Source organism: Streptomyces sp. NPDC056527 (assembly GCF_042794475.1).
Classification (GTDB): domain Bacteria; phylum Actinomycetota; class Actinomycetes; order Streptomycetales; family Streptomycetaceae; genus Streptomyces.
The window spans coordinates 1-16237 of sequence record NZ_JBHTTQ010000020.1 but is presented as its reverse complement, the minus strand read 5'-3'; the positions used below and the strand labels follow the sequence as shown (position 1 = coordinate 16237).

Annotated in this window: 16 protein-coding genes; 2 read left to right on the top strand and 14 right to left on the bottom strand. The window is 72.9% G+C overall.

Annotated features, from left to right (window positions below):
- Positions 1–53 precede the first annotated feature (53 nt).
- A complete protein-coding gene (locus tag ACFQ7Q_RS13435) occupies positions 54–713 on the bottom strand; it encodes a TetR/AcrR family transcriptional regulator (RefSeq protein WP_383553601.1) in 660 nt (219 codons plus the stop codon).
- A 71-nt stretch (positions 714–784) separates the two neighbouring features.
- On the opposite strand from ACFQ7Q_RS13435, the gene ACFQ7Q_RS13430 reads away from it, so the two are divergent.
- A complete protein-coding gene (locus ACFQ7Q_RS13430) occupies positions 785–2263 on the top strand; it encodes an MFS transporter (RefSeq protein ID WP_383553598.1) in 1479 nt (492 codons plus the stop codon).
- 65 nt (positions 2264–2328) lie between these two features.
- Here the strand turns inward: ACFQ7Q_RS13430 and ACFQ7Q_RS13425 are convergent, their stop codons facing one another.
- From ACFQ7Q_RS13425 to ACFQ7Q_RS13385, 9 genes are all read right to left on the bottom strand, one after another.
- The gene (locus tag ACFQ7Q_RS13425; protein ID WP_383553595.1) at positions 2329–3078 is read right to left on the bottom strand and encodes a class I SAM-dependent methyltransferase; all 750 of its coding nucleotides are present in this window, start codon (positions 3076–3078) and stop codon (positions 2329–2331) included.
- A gap of 16 nt (positions 3079–3094) precedes the next feature.
- A complete protein-coding gene (locus ACFQ7Q_RS13420; RefSeq protein ID WP_383553593.1) occupies positions 3095–4327 on the bottom strand; it encodes a flavodoxin family protein in 1233 nt (410 codons plus the stop codon).
- Entirely contained in the window at positions 4324–5466 is a 1143-nt protein-coding gene (gene ribD, locus ACFQ7Q_RS13415) for a bifunctional diaminohydroxyphosphoribosylaminopyrimidine deaminase/5-amino-6-(5-phosphoribosylamino)uracil reductase RibD (protein WP_383553591.1), read from the bottom strand. Before ribD ends, ACFQ7Q_RS13420 begins: the two co-directional genes overlap by 4 nt.
- A gap of 17 nt (positions 5467–5483) precedes the next feature.
- Complete coding sequence (locus ACFQ7Q_RS13410; protein ID WP_383553588.1) at positions 5484–6488, bottom strand: formylglycine-generating enzyme family protein; 1005 nt, start codon at positions 6486–6488, stop codon at positions 5484–5486.
- Entirely contained in the window at positions 6485–7846 is a 1362-nt protein-coding gene (locus ACFQ7Q_RS13405) for an SGNH/GDSL hydrolase family protein (RefSeq protein WP_383553586.1), read from the bottom strand. Before ACFQ7Q_RS13405 ends, ACFQ7Q_RS13410 begins: the two co-directional genes overlap by 4 nt.
- Positions 7843–8544 carry an SAM-dependent methyltransferase gene (locus ACFQ7Q_RS13400; protein WP_383553583.1) on the bottom strand — a complete coding sequence of 234 codons (702 nt, stop codon included), beginning with the start codon at positions 8542–8544 and terminating at the stop codon, positions 7843–7845. Before ACFQ7Q_RS13400 ends, ACFQ7Q_RS13405 begins: the two co-directional genes overlap by 4 nt.
- A gap of 135 nt (positions 8545–8679) precedes the next feature.
- A complete protein-coding gene (locus ACFQ7Q_RS13395) occupies positions 8680–10365 on the bottom strand; it encodes a WD40 repeat domain-containing protein (protein WP_383553580.1) in 1686 nt (561 codons plus the stop codon).
- The gene (gene ribA, locus ACFQ7Q_RS13390; RefSeq protein ID WP_383553577.1) at positions 10362–10997 is read right to left on the bottom strand and encodes a GTP cyclohydrolase II; all 636 of its coding nucleotides are present in this window, start codon (positions 10995–10997) and stop codon (positions 10362–10364) included. The genes ACFQ7Q_RS13395 and ribA overlap by 4 nt, the downstream gene beginning before the upstream one ends.
- A gap of 354 nt (positions 10998–11351) precedes the next feature.
- On the bottom strand, positions 11352–11567 hold the full coding sequence (locus tag ACFQ7Q_RS13385; protein ID WP_329115664.1) for an EF-hand domain-containing protein: 216 nt from the start codon (positions 11565–11567) through the stop codon (positions 11352–11354).
- Between the two features lie 114 nt (positions 11568–11681).
- Here ACFQ7Q_RS13385 and ACFQ7Q_RS13380 point away from each other — a divergent pair, with 114 nt between their 5' ends.
- Positions 11682–12320, top strand: coding sequence for a GNAT family N-acetyltransferase (locus ACFQ7Q_RS13380; protein ID WP_383553573.1), 639 nt, complete (start codon positions 11682–11684; stop codon positions 12318–12320).
- 76 nt (positions 12321–12396) lie between these two features.
- On the opposite strand, the gene ACFQ7Q_RS13375 is transcribed toward ACFQ7Q_RS13380, so the two are convergent.
- From ACFQ7Q_RS13375 to ACFQ7Q_RS13360, 4 genes are all read right to left on the bottom strand, one after another.
- Complete coding sequence (locus tag ACFQ7Q_RS13375; RefSeq protein WP_383553570.1) at positions 12397–13584, bottom strand: YncE family protein; 1188 nt, start codon at positions 13582–13584, stop codon at positions 12397–12399.
- Positions 13584–14345, bottom strand: a complete 762-nt coding sequence (locus tag ACFQ7Q_RS13370) for a polysaccharide deacetylase family protein (protein ID WP_383553567.1) — start codon at positions 14343–14345, stop codon at positions 13584–13586. Before ACFQ7Q_RS13370 ends, ACFQ7Q_RS13375 begins: the two co-directional genes overlap by 1 nt.
- A gap of 404 nt (positions 14346–14749) precedes the next feature.
- Complete coding sequence (locus tag ACFQ7Q_RS13365) at positions 14750–15253, bottom strand: ATP-binding protein (protein WP_383553564.1); 504 nt, start codon at positions 15251–15253, stop codon at positions 14750–14752.
- Positions 15254–15409: 156 nt separating this feature from the next.
- The gene (locus tag ACFQ7Q_RS13360; RefSeq protein WP_383553561.1) at positions 15410–16177 is read right to left on the bottom strand and encodes an enoyl-CoA hydratase/isomerase family protein; all 768 of its coding nucleotides are present in this window, start codon (positions 16175–16177) and stop codon (positions 15410–15412) included.
- Positions 16178–16237: the final 60 nt, after the last annotated feature.

The following is a 16237-nucleotide window of genomic DNA, read 5'->3' as shown; positions in this document are numbered from 1 at the left end:
ACTCCCTTGTCGCCCCAGCGTTTCGGCGTCGCTCGTCGTGCGTGTACTGCGGTTCAGACCCGTTCAGGCCCCCCGTGCCGGCTGCGCCAGCGATCGGTGGCCACCCCCGCGAGGACGACCTCGACCACGTCCTCCGCCAGGGCGGCCGTGACCGGCAGGTGCCCGAAGAGCACGCGGTAGTAGGTGGTGGAGGCCAGCATGTCGAGGAGCAGATCGATGTCCGCGTCCCCCCGGATGTCGCCCCGGTGGATCCCGCGCCGCAGCGCCTCGGCCGTCGACGCCCGGCGTACGTGGAAGAACTTCTCCAGGAACTCCGACTCCAGCTCCGGGTCGTCGGCCAGATCCGCGACCAGGGCGGGCAGGACCCGCCGGCCGACCGTGTGGGTGAACGCCTGGCTGAGCGTGCCGATCCCGGCGATGAGGTCGCAGTGCGTGCAACCGGTGTCCGGCGTCGGCGTGGTGCCGATCGCCGACGCGAGCGTGTCCACGACGAGGTGCTGCCGTGACCGCCACCGCCGACGCAGGGCCGGCTTGCTGGTACCGGCGCGGGCCGCGACCGCCTCCAGGGTCAGCCTGCCGTAGCCCCCCTCGTTGAGGATCTCCATCACCGCGCTGGGCACGGCGACGTCGATACGGCTGTCGCGGGGCCGTCCGGAGCGCTGCCCACCGGGGGTCCGCACCTCGGGCTCGGCCCGGTTCGGGGTGTTCACCATGCCGTCAGTATAGGTATGCTCACCACCATTCCGTTCCGGCACGGAACGAAAATGGCTCAAGGAGTGACTCCATGTCTCACGGTGTCGACGAAGTGGCCGAGGGGACCGGCGGGTCGGGCGGATCACAGACCCCGGCCGCCGCCGCGGAACCCACGCCCTCGGAGAGCGTCTTCTCGGGGCCCTACCGGGCCCTCACGTTAGGCGTGATCCTTTCGGTCAGCATGGTCGCGTTCGAATCGCTCGGCGTGGCCACCGTGCTGCCCGACATCGCACGGAAGCTGGACGGCCTGGGCGCCTATGGCTGGGGCCTGTCCGCGCTCATGCTCGCGAACATCATCGGTACGGTGCTGGGCGGCCGGTCCGCCGACCGGAGCGGCCCGTGGCGGCCGATGGCGGTCGGCCTGGCCGTCTTCGCCGTGGGCTGCGCGGTGGCGGGCGCCGCCACGTCCTGGCCCCTGTTCCTCGTCGGCCGGTTCACCCAGGGGCTGGGCGTCGGCGCTGTCATGGCCATGGCGTACACCGTGATCGGTCTGGCCTATCCGGAGCATCTGCGGGCGCGCATGTTCGCCCTGCTGTCCTCCGCGTGGACCATCCCGTCCCTGATCGGCCCCGTCGTCGCCGGCACCCTGGCGGACCTGACGGACTGGCGCGCGGTCTTCCTGCTGATGCTGCCGCTCATCGCGATCGCGGCGGTCCTCACCCTCCCCGGCCTGGCCAAACTGAACCGGTCCCGCGGCGAAGCGGGGACGGCGGAGGCCGGGACCCCCGCGCTGCCCTGGTGGAAGAGCCCGTTGGCCAATGCCGTCCTGCTCACCGTGGGCACCGGCCTGCTGCTCCAGGCCCTCCTCCTGAAGAACATCCCCCTGCTCGTCGTCCTCGCCCTGCTCGGTGTGGCCATCGCCGTCCCCGCGCTGCGCCAGGTGACGCCGGAGGGCACCCTGAGCGCCCGGGCCGGCCTCGGCGCCGGCATCGTGATCCGCGGCCTGCTCTGCGGCGTCTACTTCGGCAGCGAGGCATTCCTGCCGCTGGGCCTCCAGGAGTTGCGCGGTTCGAGCGCCACCGAAGCCGGCCTCGGACTCTCCGCGGGCGCGATCACCTGGGTGCTGGGCTCCGCGTGGCAGGCGAAGCGGGACGGCGGGAGCCGGGGCAGCCGCACCGGTGGCGTCGCACTCGGCTTCGTCGTTCTGCTCGTCGGTGTGGCCGTCATGGCCCTCGCCGTCCTCACCGATTCGGTCCCCGCCTGGATCGCCGTACTGGGCTGGGCCATCGGCGGAATCGGCATGGGCGTCGCGTTCAACGCCGCCACCACCGACACCCTGGAGCAGGCGCCGGCCGAGCGGCAGGGCGAGGTCAGCGGCGCGCTCCAGCTCGCCCAGACCCTCGCCACCGGCCTGATCGCCGGACTGGGCGGTGCGGCCATCGCGATCGCGCAGCACTACGACGCCACCACCCGTACCGCGCTGTTCGGCGTCTTCGCCCTCACCGGCGCCCTCGCCCTGATCGGCGTCCTCCTGTCCCGGCGACTGCGCCCCGCGTCCCCGGCGAAGTGACCGTAGGTCACACGTGAGGGGGCTCCGCGGCGATCCGCGGAGCCCCCTCGCTCATGTCCGGCCCGTCAGGCGCGACAGCGCAGCATCACCAGGGGCGGATTGGCCAGGAAGTCCGCCCAGTACGGCTCCCCCATGGCCCGTACGCCGTCGTCCGGCACCCCCAGCGGCACCCAGGTCACGTCGCGGAAACCCGCTGCCCGGAGGCTCTGCTCGTACACCTCGCGGCGCGGGTAGTTCGTGACGAACTCGACCGGCGGGTCGAGCAGCGCCGTGATGCGTACCCGCGGCCCGGTCGCCCCCTCCCCCACCGGCACGTACCGGAATCCGTACTTGTCGGTGGGCGGCCCGTCGAACCGGAAGTCGGGCGCCTGGGTCAGCACGAGGAACTCGCCCCCCGGAACCAGACTCCGGTGCACGCCACGGCACATGCTCTCCATGGCGGCCGCGTCGTCGGCGTAGTTGAGCAGATAGACGGCGGTCGCCACGTCGAAGGGGCGCTCGGGTGCCGGGAGTTCGGCGGCGTCGCCGACGGCGTAGCGCACGCCCAGCGGCCTGCCCTCCTCGATGCGCCGGGCTGCGGCCACCATCTCGCCCGAGATGTCGACCCCGAGCACGTCCTCGGCGCCCAGCCGTTTGATCCGCCGGGTGTAGAAGCCCGTGCCGCATGCCAGGTCGAGCACGGACCTCCCCCGGACGTCACCGAGCATCCGCAGGAAGCTCCCCCGCTCCGGGTAGCGCGCCAGCGGCAGCGCCTTGAACCCTTCGTAGGTCTCCCCGATCTCGTCGTACTGCAGTGCGTCGCGCTGTCCGTTCACCTCGGTGTCCTCCCGTTCATGCGATCTCCCGGACGTTCTCGACGGCCGTGGTGCCCACGGCGTTCTCTCCTGCGGTGCGGCGCAGCAGGTCACCCGCCAGCGCCGCGCGCCGGCCCTGGTGCCGGGCGGCCTCGCGTACGGCGTGCGACGGCACGTCGCCCGCGGTCAGCGGGTGCGAGGTGCCGTACGGATTGCCGCCGGCAGCGAAGACCGACGGATCGGTGTAGCCGGGCGGCACCACCACCGCCCCGCCGTGCAGCAGCACATGGTGGAAGGCGAGCAGCGCCGACTCGCTGCCGGCGTGCGGGCGGTCGGTCGCGACGAACCCGCTCGCGGGCTTGCCGGACAGCGGTCCGGGTCCGGCGGCCGGTTCCAGCGACTGGACGAAGTCCAGCAACGGCGCGGCCAGGGCGCCCAGTCGGGCCGGCCCTCCGAAGACGACCGCGTCCGCCCAGGCCACGTCCGCCGGCTTGGCGAGCGCGGCCGGGGATCCGGACCACCCTGCCGTGCCCCAGCGCACCGAGCCGCTCGCGCCCCCGATCCGCCGCAGGCGGACCCGTGCGCCCAGGGAACGGGCGCCCGCCGCGCACTCCTGCGCCAGGAGACGGGCGGGACCGCTGTCCGCGCCGTGCACCACCGTCACCTTGACGGGCCCCGCGGCGGCGGAGGCGGCGGCCGCGGGCCGCGCCCGCGCGGTCAGTTCGGCGAGCCGACGGCCGAGCAGCCGGGCCGCCCGCTGTTCGACGGCTCCGGTGCCGGTCCCGTCCGTATCGCGCGGCCGGGACTCCACCGACAGGCCGTACGGATTGCCTCCCAGCGAACGGAACACCGGGTCCGCCGGATCGGCCCCGACCACCCAGGAGCCCCAGTGGTAGGCGGTCTGATGGAGGGACAGCAGCGTCGCCTCCCGGCCGCCGTGGGTGCAGGTGGAGGCCGTCATCCCGGTGACCAGCCGGTCGGCGAGCAGCCCTTGCCTCCACAGCGGGCTCGTCGTCTCCAGGAACCGCTTGAAGGTGGCGGACACATTGCCGAAGTATGTGGGCGTCGCCAGGACGAGGCCGTCCGCCCACAGCACGTCGTCCGGCCCTGCGACCGGTTCCGGCCACGGGCCGCCGTCCTCGCCCGCGTCCGTCACGCGCAACAGCCGCACGCGGGCTCCGCCGGCCCGCGCGCCCTCGGCCGCCGCCAGCGCGAGAGCCCGCATGGTCCCCCGACGGCTGTGGAAGACGACCGCGATCCGGGGCCTCATCCCGGCTCCCCGGGCAGCGGTCGGGCGCGCAGCACGAGACGTACGTCCTCACCGACGCGGCTCACCTCGTCGAGGCGCAGCCGGACGGCGTCGGCGAGGGTCGTCGTACCGAGGTCGTCGAGGACCGGGCGGCCCCCGGCGCCGAGCAGCACCGGCGCCACATAGGCGACGACCCGGTCGAGAAGACCCCCGGCGGCGAAGGCCGCGGCCAGCCGGGCGCCTCCTTCGAGCAGCAGGGAGCGCACGCCGCGTGCGTACAGTTCGTCGGCCAGGGCCCGGATGTCGAGCTCGCCGTCCACGACGGGGAGCTCCACCACCTCGTGTGGCGACGGCAGTCGGGGCTTCGCCGCGCCCCGGCCGATGACCACCAGGGTGGGGGCGGCGTCGTCGAGCACCCGTGCGCCGGGCGGGATGGCGCCGGCGCGGTCCAGCACCACCCGTAGCGGTGGACGGCCGTGGACCGCGTGCCGCAGGCCCAGATGCGGGTCGTCGGCGCGCAGGGTCCCCGAGCCGACCAGCACGGCGTCGTGAGCGGCTCTCAACGCGTGGACGTCCTCCCGCGCCGGCTGCCCGGTGATCCACCGGGAGGTGCCGTCGGGCGCAGCCGACCGGCCGTCGAGGCTGCCGCCGAACTTCCACGTCACACACGGCCGGGAGGCCCGGACCGCGGTGAGCCACAGCTCGTTGCCGCGCTCGGCCTCCGCGCGCAGGACTCCGGCCACCACCTCCACACCGGCCTCGCGCAGCCGCCGGGCACCGCCGGCGGCGGACGGGTTCGGGTCCGGCACCGCGTAGAGGACCCGGGCGACGCCCGCGCGCAGCAGCGCGTCCGCGCAGGGTCCGGTACGGCCCTGGTGCGCGCAGGGCTCCAGGGTGACCACGGCGGTCGCGCCCCGCGCCCGGGTTCCGGCGGCGACGAGGGCCTCGACCTCGGCGTGCGGGTGGCCGGCTCCCCGGTGGAAGCCCTCGCCCACCGGGGAGCCGTCCGGGCTGAGGAGGACACAGCCGACGACGGGATTGGGGCTGGTCTCGCCCAGTGCGATGGCCGCCAGGTCGATCGCCCTGCGCATGGCGGCCTCCTCGGCCGGACGAACCGACGCGCCGTGGGGGGCCGGCGCCGTGCCGCTCGTGGCCGTCATGCCGTCGCTCCCCGCCGTCATGCCGTCTCCGCGAGCCGGAAGCCCATCGCGTAGATGTCCCGCTCGTACCAGCCGTGCCTCCGCCGGCAGCGGGCCAGGTCGCCGAAGCGGGTGAAGCTGCCGCCCCGGGCGATGCGATAGGCGCCGCGGGTCCGCGCCAGATCGTCGGCGACGTCCGCTCCACCGGGGTACGGGCGGTAGTCGTCCGCCGTGTACTCCTCGACGTTGCCCGCCATGTCGTGCACGCCGAACGGCGAACGGCCGCCGGGGTACACACCGATGGGGGTGGTGGTCAGCGGACCGTGCTCCACGGTGTTGGCGCGGTCGGCCGCGAACTCCTCCCCCCACGGGAAGTCCCGGCCGTCGCCGCCGGAGGCCGCGTACTCCCACTCGGCCTCGGTCGGCAGCCGGAACGCCCGGCCCGTACGGCCCGCCAGCCAGGCCGCGTACGCGTCGGCGGCCTCGGGCGGGACCGTCCACACCGGATGGTTGTCGAGCGTCTCGGGGTACACCCCGAACCGCCAGGAGGTGGGCAGCCAGGTGGCGCCGGTGTCCTCCAGGAAGCGGCGGTACTCCACGTTGGTGACCGGGTGGAGCGCGATCCGGAAGGGCGCGATGTCGGTCTCGTACGCGGGGCACTCCTTGGCGATCCAGTCCTCCTCGACTCCCGCATGCCGCCAGCGGGCGGTGACCGGCCCGACGGACTCGGGGTCGAGGCCGAGCAGGACCCGGGCACCGGGGACGGTGGCCATCGGCGGGTCGTCGGGGCGGATGCGCGGGTCCCCGACGAGGCCGAGGACGGTGCCCGCCGCGTGCCGACGGGAGAAGGGCCGGCCGGGATCCTCCGCGATCGACACCAGGGTCACGGCCGGGGCGCCGAGCAGGTCGCGGTGGTCCCGCAGTGCCCAGGGCCCGGTGCGGGCGGTGAAGCCGTCGGGCAGGCCCATGGCCGCCCGGTCGGACAGGGTGTTGGGGTTGGCCATGACCGCCGGCGGGGCGGCGGAGGACGTGCTGCTGGTCATGGGAGCCTCCGGTCGGTCGTCGGGGCGCGGCCGGTGGTGCCGGTGAGACCGGCGGTCGGTACGGCCTCGGCCAGGGCGCGGTAGCCCGCGTCGTTGAGGTGGATGTGGTCGCCGCTGTCGTAGGCGGCGCGCACGCGCCGGGGGTCGGCGGGGTCACGGACCGCCGCGTCGAAGTCCGCGACGGCGTCGAACTCCGGTGCGGAGCGCAGCGCCGCGTTGAGTTCGGCACGGGCGCGCTCGGCGTCCGCGGTCCAGAACGGCGAGTCCTTGAACGGTGTCAGGGTGCCCACCAGGACGCGGATGCCTCGCTCGCGCAGGCGCTGAGCCATCGTCCGCAGCCCTTGCAGCACGTCGTCCGCGGTCGCGTACGGCGCGAGCTGGAGGTCGTTGACGCCCTCGTAGAGCACGACGGTCCGCACGCCGGCCTGGGCGATCGCGTCCCGGTCTAGGCGCCCCAGGGCACGGGTGCCGCGCTGCGGCCGGTCGGTCTCGGTGCCGTCGCGGAGGACCCGGTTGCCGCCGATGCCCTTGTTGAGCACGCCGACCCCGGCGGTCGCCGGGTCTGCGGCGAGGCGGCGCGCGAGGGCGTCGGTCCAGCGGCCGTTGCCGTCCGGGGTGGAGCCGACGCCGTCGGTCTGCGAGTCGCCGATCGCGACGACCGCGCCCCGCGGCCGCGTTCCGCGCGCGTCCGCGCCGCGGACGTCCACGCCCGTGAGGAAGAACCACGAGGTCTCGGTGCGGGTGAACGCGGTCCCCGCCCGGTCGGCGGTGTGGTCGCCCGGCTCGGAGACGTATCCGCGCTGCTGTGCGAGCCAGTGCCAGGTGGTGGGCCCGGTGGGTTCCGGCAGATGGACGCTGACGGCCAGATCCGCCCCGGCGGGGACGTCGAAGGCCACCGGGTCGCTGACCGCTTCGGAGCCCGCGGGCACGGTCGTCCCCGACGCGCCGCCGTCGAAGGTGACCTCCCGCGCGCTGCCGGGCACCACGGCGGCCGGGGAACCCGGCACGGGCAGCGCGACGGTCGTACGGCCCAGGGTCAACGGCCGTGTGCCGTAGGCGTGGGACAGCCGCAGCCGTAGCTCGCCGCCGCCGATCGAGGTGTGCACCACCATGCGTACGGTCCGGTCGTCCAGACCGTCCCGGGAGATGCCGTCGGGCGCGGCGGGCGCCGGGGCCGTGCCCCAGGAGCCGACCCAGCCGGACGCGTCGGCCTCGGCTCCCGGCACCGGTCCGGGTCGGCCGGCGGCCGCGGGTGAGGCGGCGAGCAGACCGGTCGCACACACCGCCACCAGGGCGGCGGCCCACCGCCCGCTTCGTGAGCCGCGCGGCGCGGCGGGACCACCGCCGGTGCCGCTCATCGCGGGTCGCCGTCCGCCGTGCGTCGGAACGTGCCCAGGAGATAGGTGAGCCCCGCCGTGCCGCGCGGCACCTGCCGCACCTCGACCGGCTCGAACCCCTGGGCCGTGACGAGGCGGTCGAGCTCGTCGGGGGTGAACTCGCGGTAGAGCCGCTTGCCGGCGTTGACGAAGAGGCTGCCCGCCTCGCCCGCGGCCTGGAACACGGAGACCGTGAACAGACCACCGGGCAGGAGCAGTTCGCGGACGCGGCGCAGATAGCGGGGGTAGCTGTCCGGGTGCTGGTGATGCAGACAGCCGTTGTCGAGGACGGCCCGGTACTCCGCCGTGCCGGGCAGCTCCGTCAGGGGGGTGACGAGGAAGCGGGCGCGCCCGGGCCGCCGCGCCGTGATCGTCTCCCACTCGGGGGAGGCGATGAGGTCGATGCCGGTGACCCGGTGTCCGTCGGCCAGGAGGATCTCGGCGTCACGGCCGTGGCCGGTGCCGATGTCGAGGATGTGGGCGTCCCGGGCGTCGCCGAGCGCGCGTGAGAGCACGCGCGGCGCCTCCCGCATCGCCTGCTCTCCTGTCCACAGGTCGCGCCCGTCGGCGTAGTGGTCCCGGAAGTCGGAGTGGAGCACGGTCGCGTACGCCGTCTCGTCCATCTGCGAGGTGCCCGCGGGGCTGACGGTGTACCGGTCGGCTATCGGATGGCTGTCCATGTGGTGCCGGGTCCTCTCGTCAAAGAGTGACTGGGAAAGGGAAAGGGGGAGGCAAGGGCGTCCGCTCGCGGGACGGCGCCGGGGGAGGCGGGGTTCTCCCTCACCTCCCCCGGCGCCGTCCGCGATGCCGGCGGCTCAGCCGCCGATCGGATACACCTGACCGTCGTAGGACGCGGCGGCGAAGACCTTGCGCGCCGCGTCGTACGCGAGGGCCGAGATGCCCGCCGTGGTGGGCCTGACCACCACGGTCCAGGCGCGCTCCACCCGGTCGTACACGGCGACTCGGCCGTTGTAGCTGCCGGTGGCCACGAGCCTGCCGTCGTCGGAGGCCGCGACGCACTTGATGGAGTGGGTGTGCGGCGTCGGCAGGACCTCGGCCCGGCGCTCCGGGTTCCACAGGCGCAGCTTCAGGTCACGGCTCACGCTCGCGAACCAGCCGTTCTCCAGGCCCGCGCAACCGTTGGCGATCCTGTCGTGCGCGTCCTCGACGGTGGCGACCTTCTCCAGGGTGGAGATCCGGTACCAGGTGGCCGAGGCGTCGGCCGCCACCGAGAAGAGGAGGTCCCCGGAGACGGCGACTCCCTTGACCGCGTTCACATGCAGGGGAAGGTCCGCGACGTGCTCGACGTCGTCGCCGCCTCGAAGCCTCAGCAGCAGCCCCTCGCCGGTGTACGCCCCGACGACCGCGTACCGCTCGCCGTCCCGCTCGAAGGCCGCGCCGCAGTTGAGCGGCGAGCGGTGCTGGTACAGCTCGCGGCCGGTGAGCGCGTCGAAGACCTTGCCGAGCTGGCCGCCGGAGAGCACCGGGCCGTGCAGCGGCGTGAGGAAGTTGCACAGGCTGCCGGTCTCGGCCACGTACGCGCCGTCCCGGCGCACCACTCCGGCGTCGCCCACGGTCAGCGCGCCGTCGGGGGCCGGCAGGACGGCGTTGACCCCACCGGTGGGCGGGACCTCCGCCGTGTCCCAGACCCTCTCCTCGTAGTCGTAACCCCGGTACTCGGCCCCGAAGGTGGCGAAGACCAGCCGGGAGCTGCCGGCGAACGCGCAGGAGCGCGGCCAGACGTCGGCGGGCAGACCGCTGGTGTCGCGCAGTTCCGGACGGCCGGAGGAGACGTCCCACAGCCGCATGGTCCGGTCGTAGCTGAGGCTGACCAGGAGGTGGCGGGAGTCGTCGAGGACGAGGCGCTTGATGCCCGCCTCGTGGGCCGGCACGTCGGTCTGCCCGGTCGGCCCGACGACGACGATCCGGCCCTCGTCGTTGCCCGCGAAGATGGTGCCGCCGGAGGAGATGGCGATCGTGTCCGTCTCCACACCGCCCATGTCGAGATTGGCGACCATGCCGCCGGTCTCCAGGGACCAGCGCTTGATGGTGCCGTCGTCGCTTGAGGAGATCACCTCGTCGGCGTCGCGGGTCCATTCGACGGAGATGACGTCGGCGGTGTGACCGGCGAAGGTGGTGACGAGCCGCCCGGCGAAGTCGTACACGCGGACCCGGTGGTCGCGGGAGGCGGTGGCGATCAGCTGCTTGGACGGATGGAAGACCGACATCTCCACGTCGTCCTGCTGCTCGGCGAGGACGGCGACGAGACGCAGGTCGGGCACGGTCCACAGGCGGGCCGTGTAGTCGCTGGAGGAGGTGAGCAGGTGGCGGCCGTCGGGCGAGAAGGTGCACTGGTTGGCCAGGTGGTCGTGGAAGGAGCGCGCGAGCGCCCGCCCGGTGCGCTGGTCCCAGCAGATGACCTGGTTGTCGTAGCCGGCGGTGGCGACGTACGCGTCCTGCCAGGCGGCGATGCCACTGATCGGACCCCGGTGCCGGATCATATGGACTCCCCCGCGAGTTCGATGGTGTGCCCGCTGCGCTCGACCTTGGCGCGCAGATAGTGGCGGTTGCGCTCGGTCTGGAAGATCCCGGTCGGCACGACCTCGTCGATGGTGATGCCGTACGAGGTCAGCTGCGCGGCCTTGTCGGGGTTGTTGGTGTGCAGCCTGATCCGTGTGGCGCCGAGCGCGCGGAGCATCTGGGCGGCGGCGCTGTAGTCGCGCAGGTCGTCGGAGAAGTTCAGCTCGCGGTTGGCGGCGAAGGTGTCGAGGCCGAGCTCGTCCTGAACGCGATAGGCGTCGAGCTTGTTGTAGAGCCCGATGCCGCGGCCTTCCTGCCGCAGATAGAGCAGGATGCCGCCGGACTCGGCGAGCAGCTGCATCGATTCGGTGAGCTGGGGACCGCAGTCACAGCGTGCGGACCCGAAGACGTCGCCGGTGAGGCACTCGGAGTGGAGCCGCACCAGTGGGACGTCCGCGCCCGGCGCGAAGGTCACGGCGATGTGCTCCTGCCCGTCGCCGAGCTCGGCGAAGGTGACCATCTCGGCCGTCTTCCAGCCTCCGTCGGCCAGCCGCACCGGCACTTCGACACGGGCCCGGGTACGGGTCGTGGGATTCGTTAATACGGAGGTCACTGGCGGATTCGCACCATTGAACCTGTTGCGCACGTGATCGTCCTCCCATCGGAACTGGCATACCCCATGCCCATCCGGCTGCCAGGGTGCAATGGAGAACAGCATCGACAACCGCACGGCTGTGCACAGCAGGGGTGGACCGGTATCGGCACCGAGACATTTGACGGTCAGGACCGAACCACGAAGGACTGCTGTCGGCTTTCGGTGCCGCGAGGAGGGCGCGGTGGCATACGGGGTGCGACGCGCGGTGGGAGGTGGTGCGGGGGCCGGACGGGCGGCGGCGACTCACGTACGTATGTACGTGGTGGGGCCGTACGGATTGCGGTACGGCGCCGCCCGTCCTCGCCCGGCGGGTCAGGCCTTGTTGAGGTCCGCCCAGAACTCGTCCCAGGACAGCTTGCCGTCGGCGTTGCCGTCGCGCTGGCCGATCAGGGCCTCCGCGACCGTCTCGGTGACGTTGAAGTCACCCAGCTGCGCCATGACGCTCTTGTACTCGGCGGCGGTGATGAACCCGTCCCCGTCCACGTCGAACCGCTCGAATGCCTTGCGCGCCGACTCGATGTCCGCCACAGCTTCCGCCCCTTCTCGATGCTTCGATGACGGGGTCAGATTATCGGGCGTTCCGCCGGGTCCGGGCGCCGGGCCACGACCGGTCAGGGCGGGTCATGGCGGATCATGGGAGACATGAGCGACGACGTGGCACGGATCCTGGCAGCGGCGGCCCACGGACGGTTCCCGCCGCCGGACGGTTCGACGACGGTGGTCCCGCCGCCGAACGACCGGGACTCCGGCGTCCTCGCCTTCACCGCGCACTCGGTGGTCTTCACGGACGCCGATCCCGCGTGGGTGCGTGCGGAGCTGGCGGCCGCCGACAGCGACCCGCTGGCCGCCTCGATGAACCCGGGGTTCCTCCTCGCCCTGATGCGGCACACGGGCCGGCGCATGAACACCGTCGACCTGCTGACGGTCGCCACGGCGCTGCCCGGGGACCCGGAGCTGCCGCTGCGGGAGATCGAGGACCCGGAGCATCCCCGGGTGGCGCGGGCGTTGAAGTACCGCGACGACGTACGGGTGTGGGCGGCCGACGGCGGCGTGGTGGTCCTGGGCCGGGGCGTGGCGGGCCGCTGGGAGGCGGCGATCGAGGTCGACGAGGAGGTCAGGCACCGCGGGACCGGCCGGGCGCTGGCCCTCGCCGCCCGGCATCTGACGCCGGGCGACGTGGTCTGGGCGCAGCAGTCCCCGGGCAACGCCCGCAGCGTGCGCGTCTTCCAGGCGGCGGGCTACCGCCCGGTGGCCTCGGAGGCCCTGCTCACGGCGGGCTGACCTGCGGCCCGGCCGAGCGAGCCCGCCCGAAGGCGCCTGGCGGGCAAGCCCGACCGAAGGCGAACCGAGCCGTGAGCTAGCGGAACACGCCGGTGTGGCCGAGGGAGTAGCGGCCGGGCTGGGGGTAGACCGCGAGGCCGTGGGGGCCGCCGCCGACCGGGATGCGGGCGAGCTGCTTGCCGGTCCTGGTGTCGATCGCGTAGACCTCGGAGTCGTAACGTCCCGAGAGCCACAACACCTTGCCGTCGGCCGAGACACCGCCCATGTCCGGGGAGCCGCCGTCCGGCAGCCACCACTTCTTCGTCAGCTTGTCCTGCCCGAAGTCGAAGACCGAGACGGAGCCCTCGCCGCGGTTGGGGATGTACATCTCCTTGGAGTCGCGGGAGACGTAGAGGCCGTGGGCGCCCTTGCCGGTGGGCATCAGCCGCGGGGTGGTGAACTTCTCGCCGTCCAGGACCCACATGCCGTGGGCCATCATGTCGGCGATGTAGAAGGTCTTGCCGTCCGGCGAGATCTTGACGTCCTGCGGCATGGCGCCCTGGAAGGGGAGCCGCTGCTGTCCGATGACCTCCATCTTCGCCGTGTCGACCTTGAGCAGCTCGCCGGAGAACTCGCAGGAGACGACGAAGTACCGCCCGTCCGCCGAGAAGTCCGCGTGGTTGACGCCGTAGCAGGAGACCGGGACGGTCTTCTTCCGGGCCATGGTGTGCGGGTCGCGGAAGACCAGCTCACGGTCGAGGGAGGCCATGACGACGGCGTACTTCCCGTCGGGCGTGAAGTAGAGGTTGTACGGGTCGTGGACCTCGACGGCCTTGCCGGCGACGCCGGTGGCGGGGTCGATCGGGGTGAGCGTGTGGCCGCGGTTGTTGTTGACCCAGAGCGTCTTCAGGTCCCACGACGGGACGACGTGCTGCGGCTGGATGCCGACCGGGATGGTCTCGATCACCTTGTAGGTCGTCGGGTCGATGACGGAGACGGTGTTGGAGTTGGTGTTGGGCACGTAGACCCGGGACGGGAAGTCCTTGACCACGGGCGAGAGCCGGCCGGGCCGGTCGGCCGCGTAGACGTCCTTGGGGTCGAGGAGGGGCGGCATCCCGGGGAGGCCGTCCGGGACGGCCTCCTTCGGTGCGACCGGGCGGGCCGCCGTCTCCTTCTTGGCGCCGCCGCGGGGCTCGGCCCCGTCGTCCGCGGCACCGCACCCGGCGAGCGCGGCGAGCAGCACGGCGGCGAGGAGGCTCTTCGAACGCTTGGTGAGTGGCAGCATCAGGTCAGCAGCTCCGTGGTCGTCACCGCGCGCAGGCCGCGGCGGTCGAGGTCGGCGAGGAGGGGCGGCAGGGCGGCGAGCGTGTCCGCGTAGCCGAGGTGGAGGCTCACCACCGATCCGTTGCGGATCGACCCGGTGACGTTGCGGACGACGGCCGCGGCGCCGGGCGAGGTGAAGTCGAGGGAGTCGACGTCGTACGAGAGGACGTGCGGGTAGCCGGCCCGGCGGGCGGCCCGCTGGACGGCCGGGCTCGCGTTCCGCCCCCTGGAGGGCCTGAACCAGCTGCCGATGGAGCCGGTGAGCCGGCGCAGCCGCGTGGCGCAGGCGCTGATCTCCGCGTGCGCCTCGTCCTCGGTCATCGCGTTGACGTCGAGATGGCGCTGGGTGTGATTGCCGAGGTCGTGGCCGCCGTCGAGGATCCTGCGGGCCAGCTCGGGGTGGCTGTCGAGCCAGTCGCCGACGGCGAGGACGGTGACCCGGGCGCCGCCCTCCTCGGCCGCGGCGAGGACGGCGCGGGCGAGGGCGGGGTCGCCCTGGCCGTGGAAGGTGAGGGCGACCCGGGGGCGGTCGCGCGGCCCGTTCGTGATCTCGACGGGCCGGCCGGGGTAGCGGCGGGGGGCCGGGGCGGCGGCGGGCTTGGGGGCGGGCGCGGGGCCGTCGGGCGCGGGGCGGCCGTCCGTGCCGCAGGCGGTGGTGAGCGCTCCCGCGAGGGCGGCCGCCGCGCCCGCCCGGAGTGCGCCACGGCGGTCGGTCAGGGTCACGCGCCCATTTAAGGCCCGTAGTGACCGTTTTTTAACGATTGGGCCAATTCAGGACGTTTGCGGGTCGCGCGCCGGTGTCCACCATGCGGGCAGGTCGAGGAAACAAGCAATGAACGCCATACTTATTCACTGTTTACAAGGCGGGTGCTCTAGGTCACCAACGATTCATCGGTAAACTGTCCAGCTTTGACCGAATTTGCACCAGTAGGGACTTTTGGCGGGATGGCGCGCTGTCTGCCATAGTCGAAGACACGACCCCCATTGACCCGGGCCAGGTCGTTTTCACGGCCGTGGATACACCCCCCCGATCCACGGCCGTCCTCACGGAAGCCCCCAGGCGCCCCACAGCGGCGGACGGGGGCTTCGGTGCATCCAGGGGGCAGCCGGCGACCGGGGAACGGCGTTCATCGGTCCGAGACGCGCATCTCGAACCAGGTCGTCTTGCCGCGCGGCTGCAGATCCACACCCCAGCGGTCGGAGAGCTTGTCGACGAGGAAGAGCCCGCGCCCGCTGATGTCCAGCTCCTGGACCGGCATGAGGCACGGCAGCCCGCGCGAGGGGTCACGGACCTCGATCCGGATCCAGCCACGGCGGCGCAGCATCCTCAGCCCGAAGACCCGGGCCCCGGTGTGCCGGACGGCGTTGCCGACGAGTTCGGAGACGAGCAGGACGGCGTGTTCGGCGATCTGCGGGGACAGCGCCCAATGACGCAGCACCACGCACTGGGTGAGCCTGCGGGCGATGGCGGCGGACTCGGGACGGGACGGCAGTCGCACGTCCTCCTCGGCCGGATTGCCGTACAACTCCAGCGCCTTGAGGGCCTGTTCGTCCTCGGGTGCCGGTACCCACCGTGCTGCGGTCGCACCGCTGTGCTGCCGCGGCTGTTCCACACCCTCCAGGCCCGCCATGCCCCCCATCATGGCCGGGCGGAACGGGCCGCGGGGCCGTTCCGGCGGAATCGAGCCCCCGGAATCGACAATTCCAGTGAATTCACTTGGCATATGCCCTTGGCGGACGGTGGTACTGGAGAGTAGGGTCCGCCGTCCGCCTCGGGCCGCCGGAACTCAGACGAACTTCGCCTTGCCCGGACCCTCCTCGACGAAGCTGCGCATCCCGCGCTCGCGGTCCTCGGTCGCGAAGAGGCCGGCGAACCAGGTGCGTTCGATCGCCAGACCGGTGTCGATGTCGGCCTCCAGACCCTGGTCGATCGCCTCCTTCGCGGCGCGCAGCGCGATGGCGGGGCCCTGGGCGAGCTTCGCGGCCCAGGCATGGGCCTGCTCGTACACCTCGGCCGCCGGAACGACGCGGTCGACCAGGCCGAGCGTCAGGGCCTCGTCGGCCTTGACCATGCGGCCGGTGAAGATGAGGTCCTTGGCCTTCGACGGGCCGACCAGACGGGACAGCCGCTGGGTGCCGCCGGCGCCGGGGATCAGGCCGAGCAGGATCTCGGGCTGGCCGAGCTTGGCGTTGTCCGCCGCGATCCGGTAGTCGGCGCACAGGGCCAGTTCGCAGCCGCCGCCCAGGGCGTAGCCGGTGATCGCGGCGACGACGGGCTTGGGGATGCGGGCGACCGCGGTGAAGGAGTCCTGGAGCGCGCGCGACCGCTTGACCATGGCCGCGTGGTCCATGGCCTGCATCTCCTTGATGTCCGCGCCCGCCGCGAACACCTTCTCGCCGCCGTACAGGATCACGGCCCGCACGTCGTCGCGGTCGGTCGCCTCCTGGGCCAGCTCGAGCAGCCGGTCCTGGGTGGCGATGTCCAGGGCGTTCATCGGGGGGCGGTCGAGACGGATGGTGCCGACGCCTTCGGCGACTTCGAGGTTCACAGTCATACCCGGCAGGTTAGCCGCCGTTAACGACGGCGGACCCGGTGCTGTTGCTCACAGCACCGG